Origin of the sequence: Acinetobacter oleivorans DR1, from assembly GCF_000196795.1 — a bacterium.
GTDB classification, from domain to species: Bacteria; Pseudomonadota; Gammaproteobacteria; order Pseudomonadales; family Moraxellaceae; genus Acinetobacter; species Acinetobacter oleivorans.
In genome coordinates, this window is record NC_014259.1 from 3,035,614 (window position 1) to 3,061,041 (window position 25,428).

26 protein-coding genes are annotated in these 25,428 nt (G+C 38.8%); 10 read left to right on the forward strand and 16 right to left on the reverse strand.

Going from position 1 to position 25,428, the window contains the following annotated elements; all coding sequences use genetic code 11:
• Window positions 1-22 precede the first annotated feature (22 nt).
• Window positions 23-1,426, reverse strand: a complete 1,404-nt coding sequence (gene gdhA / locus AOLE_RS14195) for an NADP-specific glutamate dehydrogenase (RefSeq protein ID WP_081399185.1) — start codon at window positions 1,424-1,426, stop codon at window positions 23-25.
• 272 nt (window positions 1,427-1,698) lie between these two features.
• Here gdhA and AOLE_RS14200 point away from each other — a divergent pair, with 272 nt between their 5' ends.
• The gene (locus tag AOLE_RS14200; protein ID WP_013198599.1) at window positions 1,699-2,490 is read left to right on the forward strand and encodes an RnfABCDGE type electron transport complex subunit B; all 792 of its coding nucleotides are present in this window, start codon (window positions 1,699-1,701) and stop codon (window positions 2,488-2,490) included.
• Window positions 2,491-3,180 (forward strand): endonuclease III, encoded by a 690-nt coding sequence (gene nth / locus AOLE_RS14205; RefSeq protein WP_005048343.1) that lies wholly within the window; start codon window positions 2,491-2,493, stop codon window positions 3,178-3,180. It begins immediately after the preceding gene.
• A gap of 37 nt (window positions 3,181-3,217) precedes the next feature.
• On the opposite strand, the gene AOLE_RS20910 is transcribed toward nth, so the two are convergent.
• From AOLE_RS20910 to AOLE_RS14220, 4 genes are all read right to left on the reverse strand, one after another.
• Window positions 3,218-3,355, reverse strand: a complete 138-nt coding sequence (locus AOLE_RS20910) for a hypothetical protein (protein WP_013198601.1) — start codon at window positions 3,353-3,355, stop codon at window positions 3,218-3,220.
• Window positions 3,356-3,426: 71 nt separating this feature from the next.
• Entirely contained in the window at window positions 3,427-4,080 is a 654-nt protein-coding gene (gene adk / locus AOLE_RS14210; protein ID WP_005303386.1) for an adenylate kinase, read from the reverse strand.
• Window positions 4,081-4,166: 86 nt separating this feature from the next.
• Entirely contained in the window at window positions 4,167-5,480 is a 1,314-nt protein-coding gene (locus AOLE_RS14215) for a membrane protein (RefSeq protein WP_004793941.1), read from the reverse strand.
• Between the two features lie 61 nt (window positions 5,481-5,541).
• Window positions 5,542-6,060 carry a hypothetical protein gene (locus AOLE_RS14220; RefSeq protein ID WP_013198602.1) on the reverse strand — a complete coding sequence of 173 codons (519 nt, stop codon included), beginning with the start codon at window positions 6,058-6,060 and terminating at the stop codon, window positions 5,542-5,544.
• A 235-nt stretch (window positions 6,061-6,295) separates the two neighbouring features.
• Here AOLE_RS14220 and mrdA point away from each other — a divergent pair, with 235 nt between their 5' ends.
• Together mrdA and rsmD are read left to right on the forward strand one after the other, a co-directional pair.
• Window positions 6,296-8,314 (forward strand): penicillin-binding protein 2, encoded by a 2,019-nt coding sequence (mrdA, locus tag AOLE_RS14225; RefSeq protein WP_013198603.1) that lies wholly within the window; start codon window positions 6,296-6,298, stop codon window positions 8,312-8,314.
• The gene (rsmD, locus tag AOLE_RS14230; RefSeq protein WP_013198604.1) at window positions 8,314-8,865 is read left to right on the forward strand and encodes a 16S rRNA (guanine(966)-N(2))-methyltransferase RsmD; all 552 of its coding nucleotides are present in this window, start codon (window positions 8,314-8,316) and stop codon (window positions 8,863-8,865) included. Before mrdA ends, rsmD begins: the two co-directional genes overlap by 1 nt.
• Before the next feature lie 41 nt (window positions 8,866-8,906).
• Here the strand turns inward: rsmD and AOLE_RS14235 are convergent, their stop codons facing one another.
• The 8 genes from AOLE_RS14235 to AOLE_RS14270 all read right to left on the reverse strand — a co-directional run bounded on the left by AOLE_RS14235 (window position 8,907) and on the right by AOLE_RS14270 (window position 14,665).
• On the reverse strand, window positions 8,907-9,476 hold the full coding sequence (locus AOLE_RS14235; protein ID WP_013198605.1) for a HupE/UreJ family protein: 570 nt from the start codon (window positions 9,474-9,476) through the stop codon (window positions 8,907-8,909).
• Between the two features lie 9 nt (window positions 9,477-9,485).
• Window positions 9,486-10,100, reverse strand: coding sequence for an urease accessory protein UreG (gene ureG / locus AOLE_RS14240; protein WP_002117800.1), 615 nt, complete (start codon window positions 10,098-10,100; stop codon window positions 9,486-9,488).
• Window positions 10,101-10,124: 24 nt separating this feature from the next.
• Window positions 10,125-10,790, reverse strand: coding sequence for an urease accessory protein UreF (locus AOLE_RS14245; RefSeq protein ID WP_013198606.1), 666 nt, complete (start codon window positions 10,788-10,790; stop codon window positions 10,125-10,127).
• On the reverse strand, window positions 10,777-11,259 hold the full coding sequence (gene ureE / locus AOLE_RS14250) for an urease accessory protein UreE (RefSeq protein WP_009386594.1): 483 nt from the start codon (window positions 11,257-11,259) through the stop codon (window positions 10,777-10,779). The genes AOLE_RS14245 and ureE overlap by 14 nt, the downstream gene beginning before the upstream one ends.
• 69 nt (window positions 11,260-11,328) lie before the next feature.
• Complete coding sequence (ureC, locus tag AOLE_RS14255; protein ID WP_013198607.1) at window positions 11,329-13,029, reverse strand: urease subunit alpha; 1,701 nt, start codon at window positions 13,027-13,029, stop codon at window positions 11,329-11,331.
• A gap of 37 nt (window positions 13,030-13,066) precedes the next feature.
• Complete coding sequence (locus AOLE_RS14260) at window positions 13,067-13,375, reverse strand: urease subunit beta (protein ID WP_013198608.1); 309 nt, start codon at window positions 13,373-13,375, stop codon at window positions 13,067-13,069.
• An 11-nt stretch (window positions 13,376-13,386) separates the two neighbouring features.
• Entirely contained in the window at window positions 13,387-13,689 is a 303-nt protein-coding gene (ureA, locus tag AOLE_RS14265) for an urease subunit gamma (protein ID WP_002117495.1), read from the reverse strand.
• 100 nt (window positions 13,690-13,789) lie between these two features.
• Entirely contained in the window at window positions 13,790-14,665 is an 876-nt protein-coding gene (locus AOLE_RS14270; RefSeq protein ID WP_043961871.1) for an urease accessory protein UreD, read from the reverse strand.
• Between the two features lie 201 nt (window positions 14,666-14,866).
• On the opposite strand from AOLE_RS14270, the gene AOLE_RS14275 reads away from it, so the two are divergent.
• On the forward strand, window positions 14,867-15,190 hold the full coding sequence (locus tag AOLE_RS14275) for a hypothetical protein (protein WP_013198610.1): 324 nt from the start codon (window positions 14,867-14,869) through the stop codon (window positions 15,188-15,190).
• A gap of 187 nt (window positions 15,191-15,377) precedes the next feature.
• Window positions 15,378-15,848: a copper resistance protein NlpE gene (locus AOLE_RS14280; RefSeq protein ID WP_005303368.1), complete on the forward strand. Its 471-nt coding sequence runs from the start codon at window positions 15,378-15,380 to the stop codon at window positions 15,846-15,848.
• A 58-nt stretch (window positions 15,849-15,906) separates the two neighbouring features.
• On the opposite strand, the gene AOLE_RS14285 is transcribed toward AOLE_RS14280, so the two are convergent.
• On the reverse strand, window positions 15,907-17,511 hold the full coding sequence (locus AOLE_RS14285) for an isocitrate lyase (protein ID WP_005303365.1): 1,605 nt from the start codon (window positions 17,509-17,511) through the stop codon (window positions 15,907-15,909).
• Window positions 17,512-18,098: 587 nt separating this feature from the next.
• On the opposite strand from AOLE_RS14285, the gene AOLE_RS14290 reads away from it, so the two are divergent.
• The 3 genes from AOLE_RS14290 (at window position 18,099) to AOLE_RS14300 (ending at window position 22,434) form a co-directional block, all read left to right on the forward strand.
• On the forward strand, window positions 18,099-19,088 hold the full coding sequence (locus AOLE_RS14290) for a LysR family transcriptional regulator (protein WP_004703082.1): 990 nt from the start codon (window positions 18,099-18,101) through the stop codon (window positions 19,086-19,088).
• A 112-nt stretch (window positions 19,089-19,200) separates the two neighbouring features.
• Window positions 19,201-20,526, forward strand: coding sequence for a hemolysin family protein (locus AOLE_RS14295; RefSeq protein WP_004793961.1), 1,326 nt, complete (start codon window positions 19,201-19,203; stop codon window positions 20,524-20,526).
• 570 nt (window positions 20,527-21,096) lie between these two features.
• A complete protein-coding gene (locus tag AOLE_RS14300; RefSeq protein ID WP_013198611.1) occupies window positions 21,097-22,434 on the forward strand; it encodes a CitMHS family transporter in 1,338 nt (445 codons plus the stop codon).
• A 41-nt stretch (window positions 22,435-22,475) separates the two neighbouring features.
• On the opposite strand, the gene AOLE_RS14305 is transcribed toward AOLE_RS14300, so the two are convergent.
• The gene (locus tag AOLE_RS14305; RefSeq protein WP_004793963.1) at window positions 22,476-22,988 is read right to left on the reverse strand and encodes a hypothetical protein; all 513 of its coding nucleotides are present in this window, start codon (window positions 22,986-22,988) and stop codon (window positions 22,476-22,478) included.
• A gap of 214 nt (window positions 22,989-23,202) precedes the next feature.
• Between AOLE_RS14305 and AOLE_RS14310 the strand changes: the two genes are divergently transcribed.
• The gene (locus tag AOLE_RS14310) at window positions 23,203-23,760 is read left to right on the forward strand and encodes a DUF2239 family protein (protein ID WP_023274299.1); all 558 of its coding nucleotides are present in this window, start codon (window positions 23,203-23,205) and stop codon (window positions 23,758-23,760) included.
• Between the two features lie 52 nt (window positions 23,761-23,812).
• Here AOLE_RS14310 and cysN read toward each other — a convergent pair whose 3' ends face one another.
• Window positions 23,813-25,426: a sulfate adenylyltransferase subunit CysN gene (gene cysN / locus AOLE_RS14315; protein WP_013198613.1), complete on the reverse strand. Its 1,614-nt coding sequence runs from the start codon at window positions 25,424-25,426 to the stop codon at window positions 23,813-23,815.
• Window positions 25,427-25,428: the final 2 nt, after the last annotated feature.

Consider the following 25,428-nt stretch of genomic DNA (forward strand, 5'->3'; position numbering starts at 1 on the left):
ATCGGATTTTTTATTTCTATTTTTAGAAAATACCTTGAGCAAGCATTGCATCGGCAACTTTCACGAAGCCTGCAATATTGGCACCATCAACATAGTTAACAGTACCATCTTCTTTAGTACCGTATCTTACGCAATTGGCATGAATGTCTTTCATAATTGCATGTAGACGCTCATCGACCTCAGCATGTGTCCAGCTTAAACGAATTGCATTTTGAGACATTTCTAAACCAGATGTTGCTACCCCACCCGCATTAGATGCTTTTCCTGGTGCATACAAAATTTTAGCTTCAATGAAGTGTTCAACTGCCTCAAGTGTAGATGGCATATTAGCGCCTTCAGCTACACAAATTACACCATTTGCAATAAGCGTTTTAGCATCTTCACCTGTTAATTCATTTTGCGTAGCACATGGTAAAGCAATATCGACAGGAATATGCCAAGGCGTTTTTCCTTCAAAATATTCAAAACCATGTTTAGAAGCAAACTCGGAAATACGACCACGCTTAACGTTTTTCAGCTCCATGACTTCAACAAGCAACTCATCTGTAAAACCATTTTTTACATAAACTGTGCCATTAGAGTCAGATAAAGTAACAACTTTCGCCCCTAAGAACATGGCCTTCTCTGCTGCATATTGTGCAACGTTACCAGAGCCAGATACTGAAACAGTTTTACCAGCAAAAGATTGTCCACGCGCTTTGAGCATTTCCTCTGCAAAATAAACCGTGCCATAGCCAGTTGCTTCAGGACGCATTAAGCTACCACCAAATGAAATTCCCTTACCAGTAAAGACACAAGCGGTGTCATTACTCAGCTTTTTCATCATGCCTGCCATATAACCGACTTCACGTGCACCCACACCAATATCTCCCGCAGGAATATCAGTATTTGGTCCTAAATGGCGATAAAGCTCAATGATTAATGCCTGACAGAATCGCATAATTTCAGCATCAGATTTACCTTTAGGGTTAAAATCTGAACCACCTTTCCCCCCACCCATTGGTAAAGTGGTAAGTGAGTTTTTAAAAGTCTGCTCAAAACCTAAAAATTTTAAAATTGATAGATTGACCGATGGATGGAAACGCATTCCCCCTTTGAATGGACCAATTGCTGAATTGTATTGAACACGGAAAGCTCGGTTAACTTGAGTCTGACCTTGATCATCCATCCATGAAACACGAAATTGAATCACACGCTCAGGTTCAACTAAGCGTTCTAACAAACCCTGCTCTGCATATTCCGGATTTTTTTCAATAAATGGCCACAAACTCGTCATGACTTCTTCGACAGCTTGTAAGAACTCAGGTTGATGCGGATCACGCGCTTGCACGTAATTCAGGAATTCATTCAGGTTGTTATATTTCAATGCACGGTCCTCAGCATAGTAATGAATTAAATTGGTGCAATACATTATTAAATGCATCATTTAGCAGCAAAATATTAAATCCCTTTCCATCAATTTTAACAATAGTTATTTTAAATTATTTTATTAACCTTAATTATCAAAAACTTATTTTTATAAAAACTACTCAAAGATAAGAAATAGTCATTTAACTTTTCACTTTTATTGATCTATTATTGTGCAGAATTAGCGACATTTTAGGTCAATTAAAAACCCGATAAATTCGTTAAAATCCATTGACCTTACTTAGCTTTTTCTTCATTATCGCATCGTTTTAACCAAGCTATTTGCCCACTATGAATTCATCTATTTCTCTCATACGCGAGATTGATGCGTTATTACCACAAACACAATGTGGTCTATGTGGACATCGTGATGGATGTCTACCCTACGCAAAGTCGATTGCTGAAGGTGAAGAAGCAAATAAATGTGTTCCAGGTGGACAACCTGTTGCTGATGCACTCGCAAATCTATTAAATCGCTCTCCATTAACTGCAGAAAGTAGCGTATGGCCCGTACAAACAGATGGCCGACCGCAGCGCATGAAAGCAATTATTCGTGAAGATGAATGCATTGGCTGCACCAAATGTATTAGTGCTTGTCCTGTAGATGCTATTATTGGCAGTGGTAAGCTCATGCACACTATCTTGACGGACTTATGTACAGGTTGTGAGTTATGTATTCCACCATGTCCCGTAGATTGCATTGATTTGGTCGAAGACACTCAAGCCTTACCAAATGAACAACAGCGTACCGCAGAACAAAATGATTTAAGACAACGCTATTACGCTCATATTCAGCGTGAAGAAAAGCGTCGTAGCCACCGTAAAGGGCCTGTGGTACGTGCTGAAATAGATACTCAACTGTTTGCGCAGTTTTCTCAGGCACTTGATGAATTACCTTCAATTGAAATCATTGAGAAACCTAAAGAGACTGTGCCAACTGATGCTAAAACTACAATTGAGTTAGCTAAAATTCGTACACAAATTAAGAAACTGGAAAAACAGCTAGGTGTACGTGAAGATGCTAAAAAACGTCTTCAACTCGAAGAACTACAACAGCAACTCATGCAATTACAGGAGGTCTGAATGGCTGTCAAAAATATGACGAAAAAGCAGATTCAAATTTTCTTTGAACGCCTTCGTGAACAACGGCCCTCTCCTCAAACCGAGTTAAAATACTCATCTTCTTTTGAGTTACTCATTGCAGTTATGTTGTCAGCTCAAGCAACCGACGTGAGTGTGAATAAGGCAACTGATAAACTTTACCCTGTGGCTAATACAGCCGAAAAAATCTACAACTTAGGCGTAGATGGATTAAAGGAATATATTAAAACAATTGGCCTTTACAACGCTAAAGCCGAAAATGTCATTAAGACCTGTAAGATTTTAATGGAACAATTTAACGGCGAAGTTCCAAGCAACAGAAAAGACTTGGAAGCTTTACCGGGCGTCGGACGTAAAACCGCAAATGTTGTTTTAAATACAGCTTTTGGACAACCGACTATGGCTGTCGATACCCATATTTTCCGAGTGGGAAATCGAACTGGTTTAGCCGTAGGTAAAAATGTACTTGAAGTTGAACACCGTTTAATTAAGGTCATTCCTAAAGAATTTATTTTAGATTCACATCACTGGCTCATATTGCATGGCCGCTATTGTTGTATCGCCCGTAAACCTAAATGTGCTGAATGTGTAGTTGCAGATGTTTGCAACTGGCCTGATCGCTTTGAATTTGGTGCACAAAAGCAAATTGCTATTAAAAATATTGAAGCTTAAAAATATGGTTGGGTATAGGTAATATACCCAGTCAATCTTACTTTAGACGTTTTTTCTCGTTACGCCCTTCTTTTGCTTGTTTTTGTACCTGTCTAAGCATTTTATAGCTCTGATAACTTAAAAATATAACAAGTGCCAGACTTAGCAATACCACCAAAATCAATATGATTTTCATATTGTTCTCCTGCACTGAATGAAAGAAAAGAGCCCTCACAAAGAGGGCTCTTTATCACAAACAATATTAAATTATTTGTCTAAGATGTTGAACAAATCTTTTTGTACATCTTCAATTGTACGCAAGCCATCAAGCTTGTCATAAGTCGGTGCGTTCTCACCAGATGCAGCACGGCTTTGATAGAATCCAACCAATTGCTCAGTTTCTGTATGATAAGAAGCTAAACGTTTACGGATTGTTTCTTCTTGGTCATCTGGACGTTGAACAAGATCTTCACCAGTTTCATCATCTTTACCTTCCACTTTAGGTGGATTGTAAACTGTATGATAAACACGGCCAGAAGCTGGATGCTGACGACGACCAGAAAGACGTTGTACGATTTCTTCGTCAGGAACATCAATTTCAATCACGTGATCAATGTTAATCCCTTCTTTTTCCAAAGCTTCAGCTTGTGGAATCGTACGTGGGAAACCATCGAAAATGCAGCCATTTACACAGTCAGGCTGAGCAATACGTTCTTTTACTAAACCGATAATAAGTTCATCTGAAACCAAACCACCAGATTCCATTACACTTTTAGCTTTTAGACCTAATTCAGTACCTTCACGAATTGCAGCACGGAGCATATCACCGGTTGAAATTTGTGGGACATTGTAGCGCTTACAGATCAACTGAGCCTGAGTCCCTTTGCCTGCTCCAGGTGGTCCGAGTAAAATAATGCGCATAAAAAACATCCTCATTTAAAACAATGAATATGAAGTCCGGCAGAAAAAGTCTCGTTAATCTTCAATAGATCCTGCCCGACGTCGAATTATAAGAAAGCCACAAACAAATGTATTGTACCAGCAATAAATCCGGTTACCCCACCTAGTACAATAAGAATCCACTCATCCTCCTGAAATGCAGGACGCAATAAATTCTGAAACTCTTTTGGTGTCAGTTCGCGAATACGCTCTTTAAACATTTGAAAAATCTTCTGTGCCCGGCTTGCGTTCAGCGCTGGGTCACATACGGGTCCCATCGTAATTTCAATTGATCGATCAATCAAGTCCGTCTTTAATCTTGCGTACTCTCTTGGCCCTAAAGAAAGCTGTAAAGATGTACGAACTAACGGTGTTTCCATAATTTCGTTAATATGACGCTTCACAATGCGGCGGGTCTTATCTTTACGCGGCCCATACATCATTTCGGTCATAATCGATTTTAACGTAATTAAATCTTCTGTTACTACGCTTGAAAACACGTCAGAGACTTCCTCTTGACGCTTCATGAAAGCACCTTGGAAATTATAAGTCCCAATTCGAAGAACGGGTACAATCCAAGGGAACTTACGATCTTTTGTTAATCTAAAAATCTGTGGGTAACGAATATAATGTGGTTCAATCGGATTAAATACCATCCAGATCGCAATCCAGTTCGTTAAAAAGCCCCAAATTGAAGCCCAAAACGGTACAGTCCAGTGCCAAGGTACGACAAACCAAACAATCATTTGGAAAATACCAAAGAACATTCCAATTAAAGCACTAATATGCCAAATAAAGTTGATTTCTTTTTGCCCAACTTTTAAGAACATCCGTACCATTAAACGGCGGTCACCTTCCATCTGGCTAACCACCATTTCACGCATATTAACCAGTGACTCGACATTCATGGTCAGCTCAGTCACTAATTCCCTTAATACACCGGGTAATTGTTTATGCGCCTGTGCATAAATACGGCGTTTAATTGAATAAGGTAAATTTTCCCAAAGAACAGCATTACGATCGATCATGACTTCATCAATCAGATGTTCAAGTTCAAATCCAACCTGCTCACCAATAATGCGTGCCATATCTTCAGGGTCCATTGCCTCTAAAAATTCACGCAATGAACCTAACTTAGATAATGTATTGTCGGTAATAATACCCGAGATACGTCCAGCTTTACGTGGCACAATACCTTGCCAACCTACGGGTAATGGACCTAAATGGAATCCCCAAAATTTAATTGGGTAAAACACCATTTTCAAAGCCATCCAAACGTGTGCCCATGTAACAAAGGCAGTGACTGGAATGATACTCAAAACGGCCCAAAAATCAGGTCTGTGTAAAAAGGTCTGCCACAATCCGCTGACGTACTCTAACATGTAAGACTCTCGTATTTATTTGTGCTCTGCTTATGGCGAGTTAAAGATAAACTGCTTTGTTTTATAAACCAAAACTTAGAGAATAAGAAAATTGAATCTGTGGTTTAGTATCCGCAGCAACTGCTCCGTTCTGGTCAGTTAGTTTTTCCGCCGCGCCAATACCCACACTAAAAGTACTAATTCTTTCTGAATTCAACAATACATAGGCCAAATCGACACCAGCGCCTAAACGGGATTTATAATCACCATCGACCTCTTTACTATCGAGATGCCCAGCATAAAAACCAATATAGTAACCATTTTTATCTGTGCCGGTAAGATAGTACGGATATCGAAACCCGACTTGGCCACCAGCAGTTTTGTCACCATTCAAAAATGCGCCAACTTTGGCATAGGCGATACCATAAGGGTTTACCCATTCGCCGTTTAAATGTAATAGTTTTTGTGTAAAACCGGCACCCACATTCCACGTAGATGCAGTATGTCCTACTAATTTTGCTTCCGGAAGAAACGAATAGTCTTGAGCATGAGCCCAACTGCTTACCGTCAGAACTGCAAGTAAGGGATAAATTTTTCTCATTATTTTCTCCATTTTCCCTAATCGTATGGTGAGAACAACCCTATTCTATTGAATGAGAGACTTTAACAGAATTATTTTGCTTCTTATATACAAGTATCTACAATTTTGTTGTCTGCAAAGTCAAAACGTATCTTATCGAAATGCACGGAAACTTTGAAAATTATGCAATATTTTAAACGCTCTTGCGTTAGAATAAGCAGCTATTTTTCCACCCTATGTCATTAAGTCGATCCTTATGAAGCAGCACTTTCCTTTAAAAGATATCCAGCAAGAAAAGCGCATTTATCGAGGACGAATTTTTTTTGCCGTAGGTCTTGTTATCGTTTGCTTATTAGTACTGATTAGCAGATACGCTTATCTGCAAATTTTTCACTACGACGAATTTTCTACCGCATCAGATAAAAACCGAATTCGCTTGCAGCCACTTCCACCTGCTCGTGGTTATATCTATGATCGAAATGGTGTATTACTAGCAGATAATTATCCAGTTTTTACAGCAACTTTAAGTAAAACCGATGTAGAAGATGTGGAGGGTGTTGTTGAGCAGCTACAGCCTATTTTAGATTTAACACAAGAAGATATTGACCGTTTCAAAAGTCGTATAAAAACAGCTCGAAAAACTGAACGTGTCGCAATTAAACTTAATCTAACCGAAGCTAACATTGCCAAGTTCAGTGAAGCTAAATATAAATTTCCCGGCGTAAGAATCGAAACACAGATGACCCGTTACTATCCACACGGTGAGTTATTTGCTCATGTGATTGGTTATGTAGGGCGTATTAACGATAAAGAATTAAAAAGTATTGATAAAGATTTATATGCTGGAACCAACCTAATTGGAAAGATTGGCGTTGAGAAAAGTTATGAAGATTTGCTACACGGAACACCAGGTTACGAATCTGTTGAAGCAGATGCTCACAGTAACATATTGCGCCATTTAGGCCGTAAAGATCCTACTCGCGGCAATGACCTCTATTTATCTTTAGATTATGGTTTACAGGTTGTTGCATCTCAACAGCTCGCAGGCCGTCGTGGCGCCATTGTTGCCATCGACCCCCGTACTGGTGAAATTCTGGCTTTAGTATCTAGTCCAAGCTTCAACCCTAATTTATTTGTGACGGGTATTAACCATAAAGATTATAGTTCTTTACGTGATAATTTAGATCAACCGCTTTATAACCGTGCGGTACAAGGTGCATATCCTCCAGGTTCTACCATTAAACCAATGGAAGCAATGGGTGGTTTACACTACGGTATTGTAAACTGGTCAACAGCCATTTCTGACCCAGGCTATTTCCACTTACCTGGCGATTCGCATAAGTTCCGCGACTGGAAAAAAACTGGTCATGGAATTGTAAACATGCATAAAGCCATCATTATGTCATGTGACACCTATTTTTATATTCTTGCCCATCAAATGGGTATTGATCAAATGAACCAATGGATGCGTCAATTTGGGTTCGGTCAAAAAACAGGTGTCGATCTACCAAGTGAAAGTGAAGGTCTTTACCCAAATCCTGAATGGAAAATGCGTACTCGCAAAGCCAAATGGATGAAAGGTGAAACGATTTCTGTGAGTATTGGTCAAGGTGCATTTACAGCTACACCTTTACAACTAGCTATGGCGACTGCAATTACAGCCAATCATGGTTCTCATGTCACCCCTCATGTTTTACGTGCAACGCATGGTGCAAAACCATTTACTGTACGTAATGCACCTGATGGCAAAATCAACTTCAACGGAACAGATGAAGACTGGATTCAAATGCGCGATGCCATGATTGATGTAATTCAATCAGGTACTGGTCGAGGCATTCGTACACCTCTCTATCAAATTGCAGGAAAGACAGGAACTGCACAGGTTAAAAGTATTGCACAGGGTAAACGCTACAATGAAGCAGCCCTGAGCGAACGCCAACTTGACCATGGTTTATTCGTTGGATTTGCACCTGCTGATAAGCCAGAAATTGCGATTGCCGTGATTTGGGAAAATGGTCGTCATGGTGGTTCTGCTGCTCAACTTGCAAGACCTATTTTTGATTACTGGTTATTAACTCGTAAGAAAAACCCAGTCCGACCAGCAAACCATCAAGTCAATGGTGGACTAATGACCGCTGGAATTAAGCCAGGTGAGCTATCAAGCGGCGGCGAAGTTGCTAGCTCTACTCCAGCATCAGCTACTTCAACTGCACCCGCAGCCTCAACACCACAGGCTACACCAGCTCGCCCTGCAACCAATGAGGTCGATGAATAATGAAAAACCAATTACGCATTATTGGTGGCGAATGGAAAAGACGAGTACTTCCCTTCGCTAGCATTGAGGGCTTACGCCCAACTCCAGACAGAGTCCGCGAAACTCTATTTAACTGGCTCATGTGGGATATTCAAAATGCACATGTCCTCGATGTTTGTACAGGCTCTGGCGCATTAGGTTTTGAAGCGTTGTCACGTGGTGCTGCGTCAGTTTATATGATTGAACCAGACAAAACTCAGGCACGTTTTTTAAAAGATAATGTTGAGCTATTAAAAGCCCAAAATTGTCATTTAATCAATGCAACTGCTCAGCAAGCTTTACCCCGTTTAAAAGAACAATTCGATGTTGTGTTTTTAGACCCACCTTATAGTCTAGATTTATGGCAAGAACTTTCAAACTTGGCTGAACCCCATATTAAAAAGAATGGGTATATTTATGTTGAAGCTGATCGAGATTTATCTCAACTTCTTCTCCCTTCAACATGGCAACAAGTTAAAACAACGAAAGCTGGTACCGTTCACGCAGGGCTTTATCAAAAAGTAGCTGAATAAAAAAGGTAGCCTAAAGCTACCTTTTACTTTTGAAATAATGACTAACTTAATCCAATCACTGCAACAACTGCTGCACAGGCGCCAACAATTTTTTTGCCATATGGCACATATCGTGTAAGTGCAGCACCCAATGCTAAGCCACCACAATAAATTAAAGCCATAGCTGAAACCATACCCATTACTAATGCAACAACATGGCCTGAGTGTGCTAATTCAACACCATGCGCTACGCCATGAAAGCTTGCAAGGAATGCCACAGCGATAGGTAAAATCCGATTTGATTTTGTCCATAGTGCAATTGCTGTAACGACTAAAGAAGCAATAATTCCATATTCAGCAACATTTACAGGGACTAAGCCTTGAGCACCGATTAAAAAGCCAATAATGAGGGTTACACTTAAAGTTATGACACCTGCAATTTTCCATTGCTTAGCTGCCGACCAGAGTAGAACACCAAAAGCCAAAGCCATGATTAAATGGTCTAAACCAGTAAATGGATGAATAAAACCCGCTATAAAACCAAAATGTTCATGGTCATGTCCTGGGTGTGCCATTGCAAGTGCCGGCAATAATGCAAGGAGCCCTATGCCCCATTTTTTAATGAAGTTCATAATCTCTCCTTAAGCTTTAAACAGCCCTTGCTTCTCGATAAATTGAATGATTTCTTCAAGACCATCTTGGGTTTTCATATTTGAAAATAAGAATGGCTTTTCTCCGCGCATGCGTTTCGCATCTTGATCCATCACATCAAGATTTGCACCGACCATTGGTGCAAGGTCAGTTTTATTAATAATCAGTAAATCTGATTTGGTAATACCCGGCCCGCCTTTACGAGGGATTTTTTCTCCACCTGCCACATCAATCACATATAGAGTTAAATCAGAAAGCTCCGGACTAAATGTTGCAGCTAAATTATCGCCACCGCTTTCAATAATAATAAGCTCCAAGCCTTCAAACTTTTCACACAAATCATCAATTGCGGCCAAGTTAATTGAAGCATCTTCACGAATTGCTGTATGAGGGCAACCACCTGTTTCTACACCCACAATACGATCTGGCGACATCGCTTCGTTACGGGTTAAAAAGTTTGAATCTTCTTTGGTGTAAATATCATTTGTCACCACAGCCATGTTGTATTTATTACGCAAGGCTAAACATAAATTAAGTGTAAGCGCAGTTTTACCCGAACCTACCGGTCCGCCAATTCCAACTCGTAATGGACTACGTTCTGTCATGATTTTTATCCTTCTTTCCTAAACTTAAGATCTGAATAACCGTGAATATTGTGTTTCGTGTTTCATGCTCAGCATTGCATAACGGGGTAAAGCACTACTCAATTGCTCATCAACAAGTTGCAAGGCTTTTTCCACAGCCTGGGGCACCAAACCATGTAAGTGCCATAAAATTCTTTGTCCGGCCATTTGCCCTAAAGGTACAGTTTTTACCGCAGCCAGAACCTGATTTTCTAAAACAGTAAAGGTATAAGCTGTGAGCACGTCAACATCGTTAAGTCCAAGTCGACCACAGAGCTGTGCATAGACAGGCACAAAACCAAACTGCTTTTTAACTTCAACAGGTTTTTTTAAAACATCTCTAATCCACGCATTCAAAGAAAATGCCAGCTGTTGAGACTCTGCCAAAAGCTCTTTAGTTTCACGACTTGCCTTATATAAATTTGCCCAAACCAGAAACTGATCTTGGTCATCATGATGTTGAATAAGACGTTTTAATACTGGTAGCTCAAACCGTACTAACAGCATTTCCAGCACTTCTTCGAAATAAGCAATTGCTGAGGTTTCATCGTGTATTAAGCCAATATCGATGGCTGTTTCTACACCTTGTGAATAACAATATGCTCCAACTGGCAATGCCGTAGAAGACAATGTCAGCAATTGAAGTAATTGCGCTGCGTTATGAATGGACATGATGCAAAGCTTTGATTGGGCTTAAGCGGTGGTCATGACTATGCTGTGCATAGGCACCGCTTTCAGGTTCAAACGGATGATCAGTTTCTGAAACTGTAAGCCCCAGTCCTTCTACCATTTCTGCAAGCACATGATCAGGCTCAAAATATAAAGCTGTAGGTGTCAACATTAATGGTACATGTCTGTTACCTAAGTGATAGGCCGCTTTAAGCAAATCAAAATCGCTTGCTGCACTGACTTGCATCAGACGTTCAGGCTTAGCATCTACACGTAGTACATCACCTTGTTGAGTTGCAATATATGAACCACTACGCAAAATGCCAGTACGTGGTAAATCAGCGCCAATATCTACACCACTTGCTAAAGTCGCCCGAAAGCGGGATTTTTGGCGGGTATCAAAAGTCAGTTCAACCGTTTCAAATGCTTGATCAGGAGAAATATGTTCAAGGCGTTGGGTGTAAATTTTCATTTAGCTTTTCTCTCCTTATTTATTTCTTTCATATCTAGAGTAATGAGACATATCATCTCTATAAATTCGTCAAAATAAGAAATAACGCTGTGCCATGGGTAACACATCAGCAGGTTCACACGTTAATAGTTCACCATCAGCTCGCACTTCATAAGTTTCAGGGTGAACATGCATAACTGGACAATATGTATTGTGTTTCATATCGGCTTTGGTAATTGCACGCGTGTTCTTACACGGACTGATTAACTTTTTAAGATTTAGCTTCTCAGCAACTTTTTCATCGATTGCGACTTGAGATAAAAAGGTAATGCAAGTGTTATGAACACCACGTGGATAGGCACCAAACATTGGACGGTAATGCACTGGTTGAGGTGTCGGAATTGAAGCATTAATATCACCCATCGGTGCTGCTGCAATCATGCCACCTTTAATAATCATCGAAGGTTTCACACCAAAAAAGGCTGGCTTCCATAACACTAAATCAGCAAGTTTCCCGACTTCAATCGAACCGATTTCATGGCTTAGACCATGGGTAATTGCTGGGTTAATCGTATATTTAGCAATGTAGCGTTTAACGCGATTGTTATCATGAAATTCATTGTCACCCTCTAAAGGACCACGTTGAATTTTCATTTTATGGGCAGTTTGCCAAGTACGTAAAATCACTTCACCTACGCGCCCCATCGCCTGAGAGTCCGAAGACATCATGGCAATCGCGCCTAAATCTTGCAAAATATCTTCGGCAGCAATAGTTTCACGGCGAATACGGCTTTCTGCAAAAGCAATATCTTCAGCAATTGCTGGGTCTAAATGATGGCAAACCATGAGCATATCTAAATGCTCATCAATGGTATTAATCGTATAAGGTCGCGTTGGATTAGTTGAAGATGGCAATACGTTACTTTGCCCAATCGCTTTTAAAATGTCAGGTGCATGCCCACCACCCGCACCTTCGGTATGGTATGTATGAATCGTACGATTTTTAAATGCAGCTAAAGTTTCTTCTAAAAAACCGCTTTCATTTAAAGTATCTGTATGAATCGCCACCTGCACATCAAACTCGTCTGCCACACTCAAGCAGTTATCAATAGCTGCGGGTGTTGAACCCCAGTCTTCATGCAGCTTTAAACCAATTACTCCAGCTTTAATTTGCTCACGAATTGGGTCAGGTAAACTCAAATTTCCTTTCCCTAATAGACCAATATTCATAGGCAAATCATCAATCGCCTGTAACATGGTCGCAATATGCCAAGGACCGGGAGTCACTGTCGTTGCCGAGGTTCCGGCTGCAGGCCCTGTACCACCACCGACCATGGTTGTTGTACCTGACATTAACGCAGTTTCAACTTGTTGAGGACAAATCCAGTGAATGTGGGTATCAATACCGCCTGCAGTTAAAATTTGCCCTTCACCTGCAATCACTTCTGTTGCAGCCCCTAAAGGAATCGTAATGTCTGGTTGAATATCTGGATTTCCAGCTTTTCCTATTTTCCAAATTCGGCCATTTTTTAAGCCCACGTCAGCTTTAACAATTCCCCACCAATCCACAATTAAAGCATTGGTAATGACCGTATCAGCAACTTCATCAGCTAAAAGCTGTGATTGCCCCATTCCGTCACGAATAACTTTTCCGCCACCAAATTTAACTTCTTCACCATAAGTCGTTAAGTCTTGCTCAACTTCAATAAAGAGCTCTGTATCTGCCAAACGAATACGATCACCAACCGTTGGACCAAACATCTCAGCATATGCACGACGTGACATTTTCATAACTTATTACTCATCTCTTTCATTATCGTTGTTATGTTTAATCCAACTTGCCCATGACGCGACCTGCGAAACCATAAACCTCTCGTTTACCGACCAAAGCAACAAGCTCCACTTCTCGAGTTTGTCCCGGTTCAAAACGAATTGCTGTACCAGCTGCAATATTCAGTCGAAAACCCTTCGCCATTTCGCGATCAAACTGTAATGCATCATTTGCTTCATAAAAATGAAAATGGGAACCCACCTGAATAGGTCGATCACCAATGTTGGCAACTACAACTTTTAAAGTTTGTCGCCCAACATTCAGTTCAATATCAGCATCTGGAGTAATGATTTCACCAGGGATCATAAGCGTTCCTTTTATACAATTGGCTGATGGACTGTGACTAATTTCGAACCATCTGGAAAAGTTGCCTCAACCTGAACCTCAGCAATCATTTCTGGCACCCCATCCATCACATCTTCGCGCTTTAATAAGGTAGTACCGTAATGCATCAAGTCACTGACCGTCATACCGTCTCGTGCACCTTCAAGTAAAGCTGCTGAAATAAAAGCAATAGCTTCTGGATAATTCAGTTTCAATCCACGCGCTTTACGACGCTCAGCCACTAAACCTGCAGTAAAAATGAGTAACTTATCTTTTTCTGTTGGATTGAGTTCCATTTCTCTTTCCTAAATTGCATTTATATTGTTTAAGCAAAATACGTGCTCAAAAGTAGCATACTTGTTTTAACTGTTTTTTAAATACGCAATTTAACGTAACTTAAGTTTTCCAAATTCTTGGAAATTCTTCATCTAAATCAAACCAATAATGTCTTAATCTTGCTCGTATAGCCGCAAAAGCATCATGACAATGTCGGACATCATTTCCCAGAAAACGAGCCGAAACTACATCATCCAATAATGTTAATGTGACAGGTGCTTGCATACGCATCATCAATTCTCGAATGAGTTCTAACTGCTGTTCTAAATAAGAAGCTGAGCGATACTTTTCGGGAGCGGCTGCCCAAAAGCTTCCCATTACGGCTTGATTATTCATACCCAAACATGAACTCAGCCAACGATCTTCTCCTTCAAAATACAATGTATCTGCAACCAATAACTTATGTTCTCGCCACAATTTAAACTGGTTGTGATAACTACCTTGAATAAAGAGCTCCGCACGTGCCTGTCGCCCAAGCACTAACATATCCCAGCCAATAAAACTCGCAGCATTATCAAGGTGAATATGAGTTTCTGAATGTGCTAAAGCTCCATCAAACAGCATCGTTTCTTGTGGAACCCACTCTAAAATGGACTGATCTTTCACATGCAATTGAATATGTTGAAAAGCTTGCTTACCATTGGTTTTGTACCATTTCCCTGCGCCCGGAGTAGTTACTACCGCATGAGCTTGATCTTTGGTTTCAATTTCAAACGTCAGATGATCTCCTCCTGCAATTCCTGCTGGAGGATGAACAATAATGGCATGACATACACCCGTTCTTTCAGGCCAGAGCATTTTTTGCACCCTAACAGGGCCATGGTGCTTTCTGTGACTCATTATGGTGCGTGAATTTTCAAAACAAAATCCGAGCTCTAATCGCGCATACCAAAATGGTGCTAAAGAGTTTTTTGAAAACGTTTGTACCTGATTCATTCTGGTTCATATGTTCAAAATAAGTGCTTAAAGTTATAAGCAAAATACGCACCAAATATGAAAATAAGCCAACTGATAAAATTAGATACAATTTTTCGATTTTAATGAGTTAAAAAATCATCAATGTCTAACATAAAACCACAGTAACTTATGGAATTGTTTATACAATAGCGCCCACCGTTGCTTCTATACTTGCTCTCCATGAAACTTTTTTTCGTGTTAACCCCACTTGTCTTTTTAACTGGGTGTATTTTTGGCCAATCTAGTGAGGTCAAACGTGCAGAAAAGATCCTGCACAATTTCGAATGTAAAAATGTAGAGACAAGCCAGCTTGCAACAAGCTCGATTAATTCTTATTACCAGCAATCTTTAGCGGTAAGCAAAGAAAAAGCAACTTCATACGTAGAGAGCTACAAAAATGGTGAAGAATTATTCGACATGCCGCTAGATGAAGTTTTAAAGCAACAATACGAACTCTATAAATCAGCATGTGACTCTTTAGGTGGAGTTTCAGCACAACCCTAATTTATAAGGTATTCATTAAATCGTTTTAGTGGATACCTGCTTTTTATTTTTGTTTTAATAATTATTCCAAAATTTACTCACTTTACCTTTTGTTAAAATTAAATTACATACTTAAACTTTTATTAAGCTCTTATATTTCATAGCCTGTTATTTGCTTTTTTATTTATTTTCCGAGGTTTAGATCATCATGAAAAAAACATTATTATCAGTTGCACTTGTAAGTGCCCTTCTTGTTGCTTGTAGCAAAAACGAAAATAAAGCCGATACAACAACACAAGCTTCTGCTCCAGCACAAACTACTGAAGCGAATAACAATGCAGTAGATACTGCTCATACAGCTGAAAACTCACTAGATTGGAATGGCACATATAAAGGCACTCTTCCATGTGCAGACTGTGAAGGCATCAAAACTGATTTAGAGTTAAAAGATGATAAAACTTATGAATTGACTGAAACTTATCTTGGCAAAGGTGATAAGAAACCATTTGAAACCCATGGTACATTTACTTTTGACAAAGATAATACTTCAGTCATTACATTAGATGATAAAGGACAAAACCGTAAATTCTTTATTGGTGAAAATACGGCAACTGCTTTAGATATGGAAGGTAAGAAAATTGAAGGCTCTTTAGCTGAGCATTATGTTTTGAAAAAATAATTATTTTTAATATAAAAAAACCCGCTCATGTGAGCGGGTTTTCTTTTGAAATCAATTCTTAGTGAGCTGCGAATTGGTTCATTGTGTTTTTAGCATCATCATGTGCTTTAAGAGCGTTGTCACCAGAGAAGATTTCTTTGTGATCATCACCGATGTCAGAACCCGCCATTGCTTGGTGTTTAACACAAGCGATACCACCACGGATTTCTTTACGTTGTACGCCAGCAACATAAGCCAACATACCTTCAGAACCGAAGTAACCTTGTGCAAGCTCATGTGTAGAAAGAGCAGCAGTGTGGTAAGTCGGAAGTGTGATCAAGTGATGGAACACACCTGCTTCACGAGAAGCATCTGCTTGGAATGTACGGATCTTAGCGTCTGCATCAGCAGCTAATTCAGTATTATCATATTCAGCGCTCATTAATTTAGCACGGTCATATGCAGAAACGTCTTTACCTTCAGCAACCCAACGGTCGTAAGCTTGTTGACGGAAGTTTAAAGTCCAGTTGAATGATGGGCTGTTGTTATAAACAAGCTTAGCATTTGGAACAACTTCTTTAACACGATTAACCATGTGTGCGATTTCTTCTACGTTTGGAGTCGCAGTTTCGATCCAAAGAAGGTCAGCACCGTTTTGAAGGCTAGATACACAGTCAAGTACAACACGATCAATTTGTGTGTCAGCACGGAACTGATATAAACCAGAAGCTAAACGCTTAGGACGGTGTAATTTACCATTACGTTTGATCAAGATTTCGTCTTCTTGAGCATCAGCAATATCAATTTCAACAGTATCTAAGTAGCTGATGTATTGAGATGCGATATCACCTGGCTCTTTAACCACTGGGATTTTTTGAGTCAAGTCAGCGCCTTCTGAGTCAGTACGCGCAACGATGATACCGTCATCAAGACCCATTTCTAAGAATGCATAACGTAATGCATGGATTTTAGCGATGAAGTCTTCGTGTGGAACAGTTACTTTACCAGCTTGGTGACCACATTGTTTAGCATCAGATACTTGGTTTTCGATTTGAAGAGCACAAGCACCAGCTTCAATCATTTTACGAGCAAGTAAGTAAGTCGCTTCTTCGTTACCGAAACCAGCATCGATGTCAGCAATAATTGGCACAATGTGAGTTTGGAAGCCGTCGATTTGAGCAGTGATTTCAGCAGCTTTAGCAGTATCACCAGCTTCGTTTGCTTTTTTAAGCGCACGGAATAAATCGTTTAATTCTTTTGCGTCAGCTTGACGTAAGAAAGTGTAGATTTCTTCGATTAATGCAGGTACCGAAGTTTTTTCGTGCATAGATTGGTCAGGAAGTGGACCAAATTCTGAACGAAGAGCAGCAACCATCCAACCAGAAAGGTAGATATAGCGACGTTCAGTCGTACCGAAGTATTTTTTGTTCGCAATCATTTTTTGTTGTGCGATAAAACCGTGCCAGCAACCTAATGATTGAGTGTATTTGCTAGAGTCAGCATCATAAGCAGCCATATCACGACGCATAATCGCAGCTGTATATTTAGCAATATCTAAACCAGTTTTGAATTGGTTTTGCATTTGCATACGTGCAGCATCTTCTGGGCTAATATCGCGCCAAGTGCTACCGAATTTTGCTTTTAGTTCGCGGATTGCATCAATCGCTGTTTGATATGTAGTCATGATATTGTCCTGTATTCATTTTAGGATTTCATCGATTGAAGCCTAGAGTCATGTACTTAAATTTCTTATGACACCAGCTGCTTCGTCATGAACACAGCTTAGACTTAGCCAATCAATTAATCCAATATCCTTTATTAATCTTCAGTATTTATTTAAAAAATATACCGATAAATCGATATTATAGATAAAACAAAAAACATTAACACTTTGTTTATAAAAATAAAATTATTCTAAAGGAGTATAGAGTTTTATTCTAAAAACCTAGTAAGTCTTATTTTTATACAATTTTTGAAGTTTTTCCAGCCATTTTTAATTTAAAAAGTCAATTGTAAATTAGGCTATTTTTGCCAATGTAAAAAGTCAATTTACATGCTAGAAAGTGGTTAGTTATATATAAATATATTCTATTTATCTCCTTCATACTTAAAAACGTAGCAAAGACAATAAAATCGAGCCTTTGAAGTACCTCTCCCCCCTACTTAATTCCTACAAAAAATGTCGTTTTTCTCATCATTTTTTCACACAATAGTTATTAGATATGGCATAATTTGAAACAATTTCAGGGTTTTATTTTCGGTATTTTTTTTATGAATCTGGAGCGAGTAGATCTTAATCTATTAATATATCTTGATGTACTTCTTCGTGAAAAAAATGTTACACGCGCAGCCGAACAGCTTGGGGTAACTCAGCCTGCAATGAGTAATATTTTACGTCGTTTGCGTAATTTATTTAATGACCCCCTTCTTATCCGCTCGTCCGAAGGCATGACTCCAACAGAACGCGCACTTGAATTACAGCCTCGTATTCGTGATGCCCTTTCTGATCTCTCCATGATTTTGGAACCCCGTACCGAATTCCGCCCTTATACAAGTAATCGCGTTTTCCGCATTATGACATCTGACTATGCTGAGGCAACTTTAGTTCCTCGTCTTGTCAAAGCGCTCCGCTCTGAAGCTCCAAACGTTGTTCTTGATTTTCTTACACCGAGTGATGTGTCTTATAGAGATATGGAACAAGGTAAAGTTGATCTTGCAATTAATAGATTTAATGAAATACCGCAAAGTTTCCATCAGGTTTTAGTTTGGCGTGATAGTTTCAGTTGTATTTTGAACGATAAACACCCTGCTGTAACCCATTTGAATCTTAAAAGTTATCTAGATGCGCAACATATCTGGGTTTCTAAAACAGGTATGGGTGTAGGTTTTGGTGTAAACCCCGACAAACAAGGTGGTTTAGGCTGGATTGATCAAGCATTAGAACGTATTGGTCAACGTCGTAAAATTTCTGTATTTACTCGCCACTACCAAATGCCTGCATTACTTGCTCAAAATGTAGATCTTATTGCTACATTACCAACACGTATGGCACGCCTACAAACACAGAATCCTAAACTGGTTATAAAGGATCCTCCTTTTTATATTCCAGAGTTCGAACTTAAAATGGCTTGGTGTCCGTTGTTACATCATCACCCTGCTCATCGCTGGCTGCGCCAACTTATCTTATTTGTTGCTCGTCAAATGATTGAAGAAGAAAACCGTGAATTTCTAACCAATAATTCACAATTTTCTCACTATTAAATAAATTTTAATTTAATTGTCCTATCTTCAAGCGCTGAGCAATCAATCTGATTACCTCAGCGCTTTTTTATGTTAAAACATAGTCATAATAATGATGAACCTCAGGTGATTTGTGAGTCTCTTTCAAAATATCATTATCATCGTACTGCTTATCATCGGAGCAGGCTTTTTATCTTTAACTGAAATTGCACTAGCAGGTGCCAGAAAAGTTAAACTAAAAATTCTAGCCGAAGCGGGTGAAGAACGCGCCCAACAAGTACTAGATTTACAAGAACAATCTGCCGACTTTTTTGCAGCTTCTCAAATTGGCCTAAATGCAGTTGCAATTTTAGGCGGTATTTTGGGTGAAGCTGCTTTTCGTCCTTATTTCGTCACTTTAGTAGACCGCTTTTACACAGGCCCTTGGACACAAACGATCGGTTTTGCCCTCTCCTTTACCTTAGTGACCTCACTCTTTATTTTATTTGCCGATCTTATGCCAAAACGTTTGGCTATGATTGCACCTGAAAAAATTGCAATTAGTGTTATTAACCCAATTCAGGTTTTTATTAAGATTTGCAAACCTTTAGCTTGGGGAATTAACGCAATTGCCAACCTGCTATTCCGTTTGTTCAAAGTGAATACAACGCGAGAAGACAACATTACTTTTGATGATATTTCAGCAGTAATGGATGCAGGTGCTCAAGCAGGCGTACTTCAGAAACAAGAACATCACTTTATCGAGAATGTTTTTGAATTAGAAGAACGTAACGTACCTTCGAGCATGACTACACGTGAAAATGTTGTTTATTTCACTTTAAATGAACATGAAGATAGCATTCGCCAAAAATTAGCAGAGTATCCATATTCAAAATTTTTGGTATGTAATGAAAATATTGATCAAGTCATTGGTTACGTCGATGCCAAAGACTTTCTTGTTCGCATTTTAAACAACCAATCTCCAACTCAATTGAATGAATCAACCATTCGTACTGTCTTGATGATTCCTGACACCCTAACCCTCTCGGAATTACTTGATCGTTTCCGCTCTACGAAAGAAAAGTTTGCGGTTGTGATAAACGAATATGCGCTTGTCGTAGGTGTTATTACTTTAAGCGATATTATGATTACGGTTATGGGCGACTGGGTCACTCCAATTGATGAAGAGCAACAAATCATTAAACGTGATAATAACTCATGGTTAATTGATGGCAGCACACCAATTGATGACTTAAGACACGCACTTGAAATTGATGAAATGCCTGATGAAGAAAATTATGAAACTTTAGCAGGCTTCATGATGTACCGCCTACGCAAAATTCCACGTCCGGCAGATTTTGTAGAATTCGGTGGATACAAGTTTGAAGTAGTCGATGTCGATCATTTTAAAATTGACCAACTTCTTGTAACTCGAATTTTAGAACAAACTGAAGTACATTCATCAATTGATGACAACTGATTTATATTAATTTAAATACCTCACAATTTTATGTGGGGTATTTTTTTAAATCTAAATAAATTTTTCAAATATGTGTAATAATTATTTTAGATTCATAAATTCAAGTTGCTCTTTTAATCTAAAAGCAATATTATTTAAATCATCATTTATATTAAATCTTAAATACTGAAAAATAATAGAATAATCTATATATCTCAATTACCACTAAGCAGTTAAGTCCCAATTTACATTACCTCAGATCTTATGGAACTTAGCTCAAAGCAAGTCTTTAAATGGTTCTTCTTCTCATTTCCCCCATCAAACCATATATAATTTAAAAAAATATCATATAATTTTTAATTTTATAAAACCTTTATAATCTAATATAATGAATCACATTTATTATAAGCTTATTATAATCTTAATATATATGTTCAGTATTTCGCCTAAATATACCCCTCCAACTGAATATATATTAACCAAATAAACTAAATATATTATTTGTCTTTTTAATAAAAATTAATAAGAATAACCAAGGTCAGAGTTTTGAATAAACTTGTTCAGTAAAACTATAGGCAAAGGATTGATTGTATGCTGACATTACTTGGTGTTGGCATGATTTTGTGCTTCATGTACTTAATCATGTCCAAACGTTTAAGCCCTATTATTGCTTTAATTCTCATCCCATTTATTTTTTCTCTTGTTGCCTGGGGCCTAGGTCACTACTTTGAAAGTTTAAGTCACATTGAACTCAAAGGTCTCAGTGAGATGATGCTGGATGGCATCAAAAAATTAGCGCCAACTGGCGTAATGCTTTTATTCGCAATTTTATATTTTGCCTTAATGATCGATGCAGGTCTTTTCGATCCACCGGTTAAATGGATTTTAAAAAAGGTTAAAGGTGATCCTCTAAAAATCACACTAGGAACTGTGTTCTTAACCACAATGGTTTCTTTAGATGGTGATGGTTCTACAACCTATATGATTTGTGTAGCTGCAATGCTGCCACTTTATCAACGCTTAGGAATGAATACCCTCATCATGACTGCACTTATGCTGTTATGTAGTGGTGTAATGAACCTAACCCCATGGGGTGGCCCTACAGCTCGTGCTGCAAGCGCCCTGCAAGTTGACCCAAGCCACATTTTCGTACCAATGATTATCCCTATGATCATTAGTATTGGTTGGTTATTCTTCTTGGCATACTTATATGGTCGTTACGAGCAAAAACGTTTAGGCGTTATTGAACTTGAAACTCACCATGGTGATAACATTACTGTATCGAAAGATCCTGAAGCGACTCGCCCACATTTACGCAAAGTAAATATGGTGCTCACAATCCTTCTTATGATTGCTTTGATCAAAGGCATTTTGCCTATGTCTGTGTTGTTCATGATAGCGTTCTGTATTGCAATGCTCATTAACTACCCAGATGTTGATATGCAGAAAAAACGTATTGCAATGCATGCAGACAGTGTCTTAGCTGTTGTGGGCTTAATTTTCGCAGCAGGTATTTTCACAGGTATTTTATCTGGCACAGGTATGGTTGAGGCGATGTCTAAAGAATTCGTCGCAATGATTCCTCCAAGCATGGGTCCATACCTTGCACCGATCACAGCTTTAGTGAGTATGCCTTTGACCTTCTTTATGTCAAATGATGCTTTCTTCTATGGCGTTTTACCTATTCTTGCTGAAGCTGCTTCACATTATGGTATTAGTGCAGAAGCGATTGCTCGCGCTTCGATTGTAGGTCAACCTGTACACTTGCTATCACCTCTTGTTCCATCAACCTATTTGTTATGTGGTCTTGCTAAAGTCGATTTTGCCGACCATCAAAAGTTCACTTTAAAGTGGGCATTCATAACTTGTATGGTATTAATGGGTACTGCTTTAGTAATTGGTGTTTTCCCACTCTTTAGTACGCTTTAATTATTCATATGCAATAAAAAAGCCCCAATCGGGGCTTTTTTTTATTTCTGTACATATTCAATTAAGTGATCTAACACAATTTGAAAATGCAATGTAATGTCTTCTTCTAAAATTTTATAAGCATTATCAAACTGAACCATTGGCCAACCTTCTTTCCAAAATGGAAAAATATTGTGTAGACCTTCAGTCACAATCGCGTCTTCACGACTAATCGCTTGAGCAACTTGAGCTAAAACCTGAGCGGTTTCTGCACCATCAATAGCTAAATAATCAATACCACGTGCTTTAAAAATACGGATACGGTCTTTTTTATAACGAATCTTTTTCGCCTGACCTGAATTCAAGCCTAATGCCAGCGTAGCAGCTTCTACAAACTTTTCTTCAAAGTTTGCATTCAACGCAACTAAAGCCTGTTTATGTGCTTCTTGACGCCCAGCTTTCCCCCCATTACGGATAATCTCATTTGCTTCCGTATCCAGCTTATCTTTTTTCATAGACTGTAAAATGTCTAAAATTTCGATATCGCTTAAAGATTCAGGAGATTGCTCAATCATGGGAGTCCTAATACACAAAAATAAAAAAAACATTGTCTCATAAAAGCACTATTAAAGCCGAATAAAATTTTAAATAGCCTATTATCTTGACTATTTTTATAGTCTTAACTTCATAGACAACACTCATAAAATCAAATAATTCTTTGGTTATAAAATTAATTATTTGCCAAAATAATTTTACCCTGGTAATATTATTTTACCCAGATAAAAATATATGGCTAAAATGAATACTAAAATCACCTATACTGCTTTCACTGGAAGCACGCTTATTGCGAGCGACTCCCTAGTTGAACTTGCAAAAAAACTCACAGATCTTCCGAAAACAACGGAAAATATTCTGATTTTTAATGATCAAACAGGTCAACAAATTGATCTTGATCTTTCTGGTTCGGAACAAGAATTTCAACAACGTTATGCTGAACCGGAAGAAATTAAAAAAGTTGGACGACCTAAACTCGGAGTAATTTCTCGTGAAATCACTTTACAGAAAAAACATTGGGATTGGTTAGATCAACAAAGTGCGAGTGCATCAGCAGTAATTCGTAAGTTGATTGATAAAGAGTTAAATAACCCAAATTCTGAAGGTAATATTATGCTCGCTAAACAAGCCATCGACCGTTTTATGTCTGCCATGTTGGGTAATATGCCAAATTACGAAGAAGCAACACGCGCCTTATATCAAGGCGACCGTGATATATTTTTAAAGATGATTCAGAGCTATCCTAAAGATTTAAGAGAATATTTAACTTTAAAAACTCAAAGTATTTTCTAAACCCAATAAAAAAACCCGCTTACGCGGGTTTTTTCAAAATCAATTCAGTCTATTAAAGACGGACTAATTCCACAACTTTTTCAGCTGCCTCTTCAACGGTTTCAGCAGTGACTTCTGTATCTGTGCCATCCACAGCCGTAGTGATAACCACAACACCTGTCTCACGCAATAAAGTAATTTGCTCAGCAGTTAAGTTGGCTTTTGCAATCGCAACTACACCTTGTTGGATCAATAAACTCTCTAAAACTTGAGCTTTCTCGATTAACTGTGCAGAAATCCCAATCACCGCAGGTTTTTGACCTAAACGTGCAGCACGATCTTCAGCAGTAACTGGATTGCTATGTGCAGTCCACTCTACCGCAGACTCAACCATACCCGCACCAACCGTTACATTGCTTAAACGATCAATGAAAATAAATGAACCTGTGTATCGTGAGTCTTGATATTGATCAAATACGACTGGTGCATCAAACTCAACAACAACATCTGCAATTGCATTTAATTCAAGCTCTTCAACTTGAGTATGCTCAAGCGTATTCACATTCACACGATAGTGAATGTTAGTTACTTTGGCAGGGACCGTTTGAGTACCAATCTTAACGTTGTACAACTTGCCTTTCACCAGTGGATGTTCATTCATCCATACTACTGAAGCACGAACACTGCGAGAAATTAATGGTTGTTCGCCTGCACGTACTAATACGTTTCCACGGCTAATATCAATTTCATCATTCAATGTTAATGTAACTGCTTGACCCGCAATAGCTTGGTCCAGATTTCCATCGAATGTTACGATTTCTTTAACTGTTGAGCGCTTACCTGATGGTAATGCAACAATTTCATCACCAACATTGATTTCACCTAAAGCGACAGTACCAGCGAAACCACGGAAATCGAGGTTTGGACGGTTCACATATTGAACAGGGAAACGGAATTCGTGTTTGTTTGATTCACGACTAATTTCCACAGATTCAAGAATGCTCATCAAGGTTTGACCCTTGTACCAAGCTGTATGCTCAGAAACATTTACTACGTTATCACCATTTAAAGCAGAAATCGGTACAAACTGAATATTAGCTGGACGGCGGTCACCCAATTGGCTTACGAAAGCATCATATTCAATCTGAATTTCAGTGAAACGTTCAGGAGAGTACTCAACCAAGTCCATTTTATTGATAGCAACAACGATATTTTTAATACCAAGTAAACTAGCAATAAACGTATGGCGACGAGTTTGAGTTTGCACACCATAACGCGCATCAATCAAGATAATTGCAAGATCAGCAGTTGACGCACCTGTTGCCATGTTACGCGTATATTGCTCATGTCCTGGGGTATCAGCAATAATAAACTTACGCTTTTCAGTTGAGAAATAGCGGTAAGCCACATCAATGGTAATACCTTGCTCACGCTCAGCTTGTAAGCCATCTACAAGTAATGCCAAGTCTGGTGCATCACCTGTGGTTCCTACTTTTTTACTATCGCGCGTTACAGCTTGTAATTGATCTTCGTAAATCAATTTTGAATCGTAGAGTAGACGCCCAATAAGTGTACTTTTTCCATCATCTACGTTACCGCAAGTCAAAAAACGCAGAAGGTCTTTTTGTTCATGTTGCTTTAAATAGGTCAAGATATCTTGACTGATTAATTCTGATTGATGAGACATTG

What these genes read in the sequence shown, in the direction of transcription:
- AOLE_RS14220 (WP_013198602.1), bottom strand. Translation starts at nt 6,060, where the DNA reads ATGAGAAAAATTTATCCCTTACTTGCAGTTCTGACGGTAAGCAGTTGG.
- AOLE_RS14275 (WP_013198610.1), top strand. Translation starts at nt 14,867, where the DNA reads ATGAAACTTTTTTTCGTGTTAACCCCACTTGTCTTTTTAACTGGGTGT.
- AOLE_RS14300 (WP_013198611.1), top strand. Translation starts at nt 21,097, where the DNA reads ATGCTGACATTACTTGGTGTTGGCATGATTTTGTGCTTCATGTACTTA.
- AOLE_RS14310 (WP_023274299.1), top strand. Translation starts at nt 23,203, where the DNA reads ATGGCTAAAATGAATACTAAAATCACCTATACTGCTTTCACTGGAAGC.
- AOLE_RS14280 (WP_005303368.1), top strand. Translation starts at nt 15,378, where the DNA reads ATGAAAAAAACATTATTATCAGTTGCACTTGTAAGTGCCCTTCTTGTT.
- AOLE_RS14235 (WP_013198605.1), bottom strand. Translation starts at nt 9,476, where the DNA reads ATGAACTTCATTAAAAAATGGGGCATAGGGCTCCTTGCATTATTGCCG.
- AOLE_RS14305 (WP_004793963.1), bottom strand. Translation starts at nt 22,988, where the DNA reads ATGATTGAGCAATCTCCTGAATCTTTAAGCGATATCGAAATTTTAGAC.
- adk (WP_005303386.1), bottom strand. Translation starts at nt 4,080, where the DNA reads ATGCGCATTATTTTACTCGGACCACCTGGAGCAGGCAAAGGGACTCAG.
- ureC (WP_013198607.1), bottom strand. Translation starts at nt 13,029, where the DNA reads ATGAAAATGTCACGTCGTGCATATGCTGAGATGTTTGGTCCAACGGTT.
- AOLE_RS20910 (WP_013198601.1), bottom strand. Translation starts at nt 3,355, where the DNA reads ATGAAAATCATATTGATTTTGGTGGTATTGCTAAGTCTGGCACTTGTT.
- AOLE_RS14200 (WP_013198599.1), top strand. Translation starts at nt 1,699, where the DNA reads ATGAATTCATCTATTTCTCTCATACGCGAGATTGATGCGTTATTACCA.
- AOLE_RS14245 (WP_013198606.1), bottom strand. Translation starts at nt 10,790, where the DNA reads ATGTCCATTCATAACGCAGCGCAATTACTTCAATTGCTGACATTGTCT.
- AOLE_RS14270 (WP_043961871.1), bottom strand. Translation starts at nt 14,665, where the DNA reads ATGAATCAGGTACAAACGTTTTCAAAAAACTCTTTAGCACCATTTTGG.
- ureE (WP_009386594.1), bottom strand. Translation starts at nt 11,259, where the DNA reads ATGAAAATTTACACCCAACGCCTTGAACATATTTCTCCTGATCAAGCA.
- rsmD (WP_013198604.1), top strand. Translation starts at nt 8,314, where the DNA reads ATGAAAAACCAATTACGCATTATTGGTGGCGAATGGAAAAGACGAGTA.
- nth (WP_005048343.1), top strand. Translation starts at nt 2,491, where the DNA reads ATGGCTGTCAAAAATATGACGAAAAAGCAGATTCAAATTTTCTTTGAA.
- ureG (WP_002117800.1), bottom strand. Translation starts at nt 10,100, where the DNA reads ATGACAGAACGTAGTCCATTACGAGTTGGAATTGGCGGACCGGTAGGT.
- AOLE_RS14285 (WP_005303365.1), bottom strand. Translation starts at nt 17,511, where the DNA reads ATGACTACATATCAAACAGCGATTGATGCAATCCGCGAACTAAAAGCA.
- AOLE_RS14215 (WP_004793941.1), bottom strand. Translation starts at nt 5,480, where the DNA reads ATGTTAGAGTACGTCAGCGGATTGTGGCAGACCTTTTTACACAGACCT.
- AOLE_RS14290 (WP_004703082.1), top strand. Translation starts at nt 18,099, where the DNA reads ATGAATCTGGAGCGAGTAGATCTTAATCTATTAATATATCTTGATGTA.
- gdhA (WP_081399185.1), bottom strand. Translation starts at nt 1,426, where the DNA reads ATGATGCATTTAATAATGTATTGCACCAATTTAATTCATTACTATGCT.
- ureA (WP_002117495.1), bottom strand. Translation starts at nt 13,689, where the DNA reads ATGGAACTCAATCCAACAGAAAAAGATAAGTTACTCATTTTTACTGCA.
- AOLE_RS14260 (WP_013198608.1), bottom strand. Translation starts at nt 13,375, where the DNA reads ATGATCCCTGGTGAAATCATTACTCCAGATGCTGATATTGAACTGAAT.
- mrdA (WP_013198603.1), top strand. Translation starts at nt 6,296, where the DNA reads ATGAAGCAGCACTTTCCTTTAAAAGATATCCAGCAAGAAAAGCGCATT.
- cysN (WP_013198613.1), bottom strand. Translation starts at nt 25,426, where the DNA reads ATGTCTCATCAATCAGAATTAATCAGTCAAGATATCTTGACCTATTTA.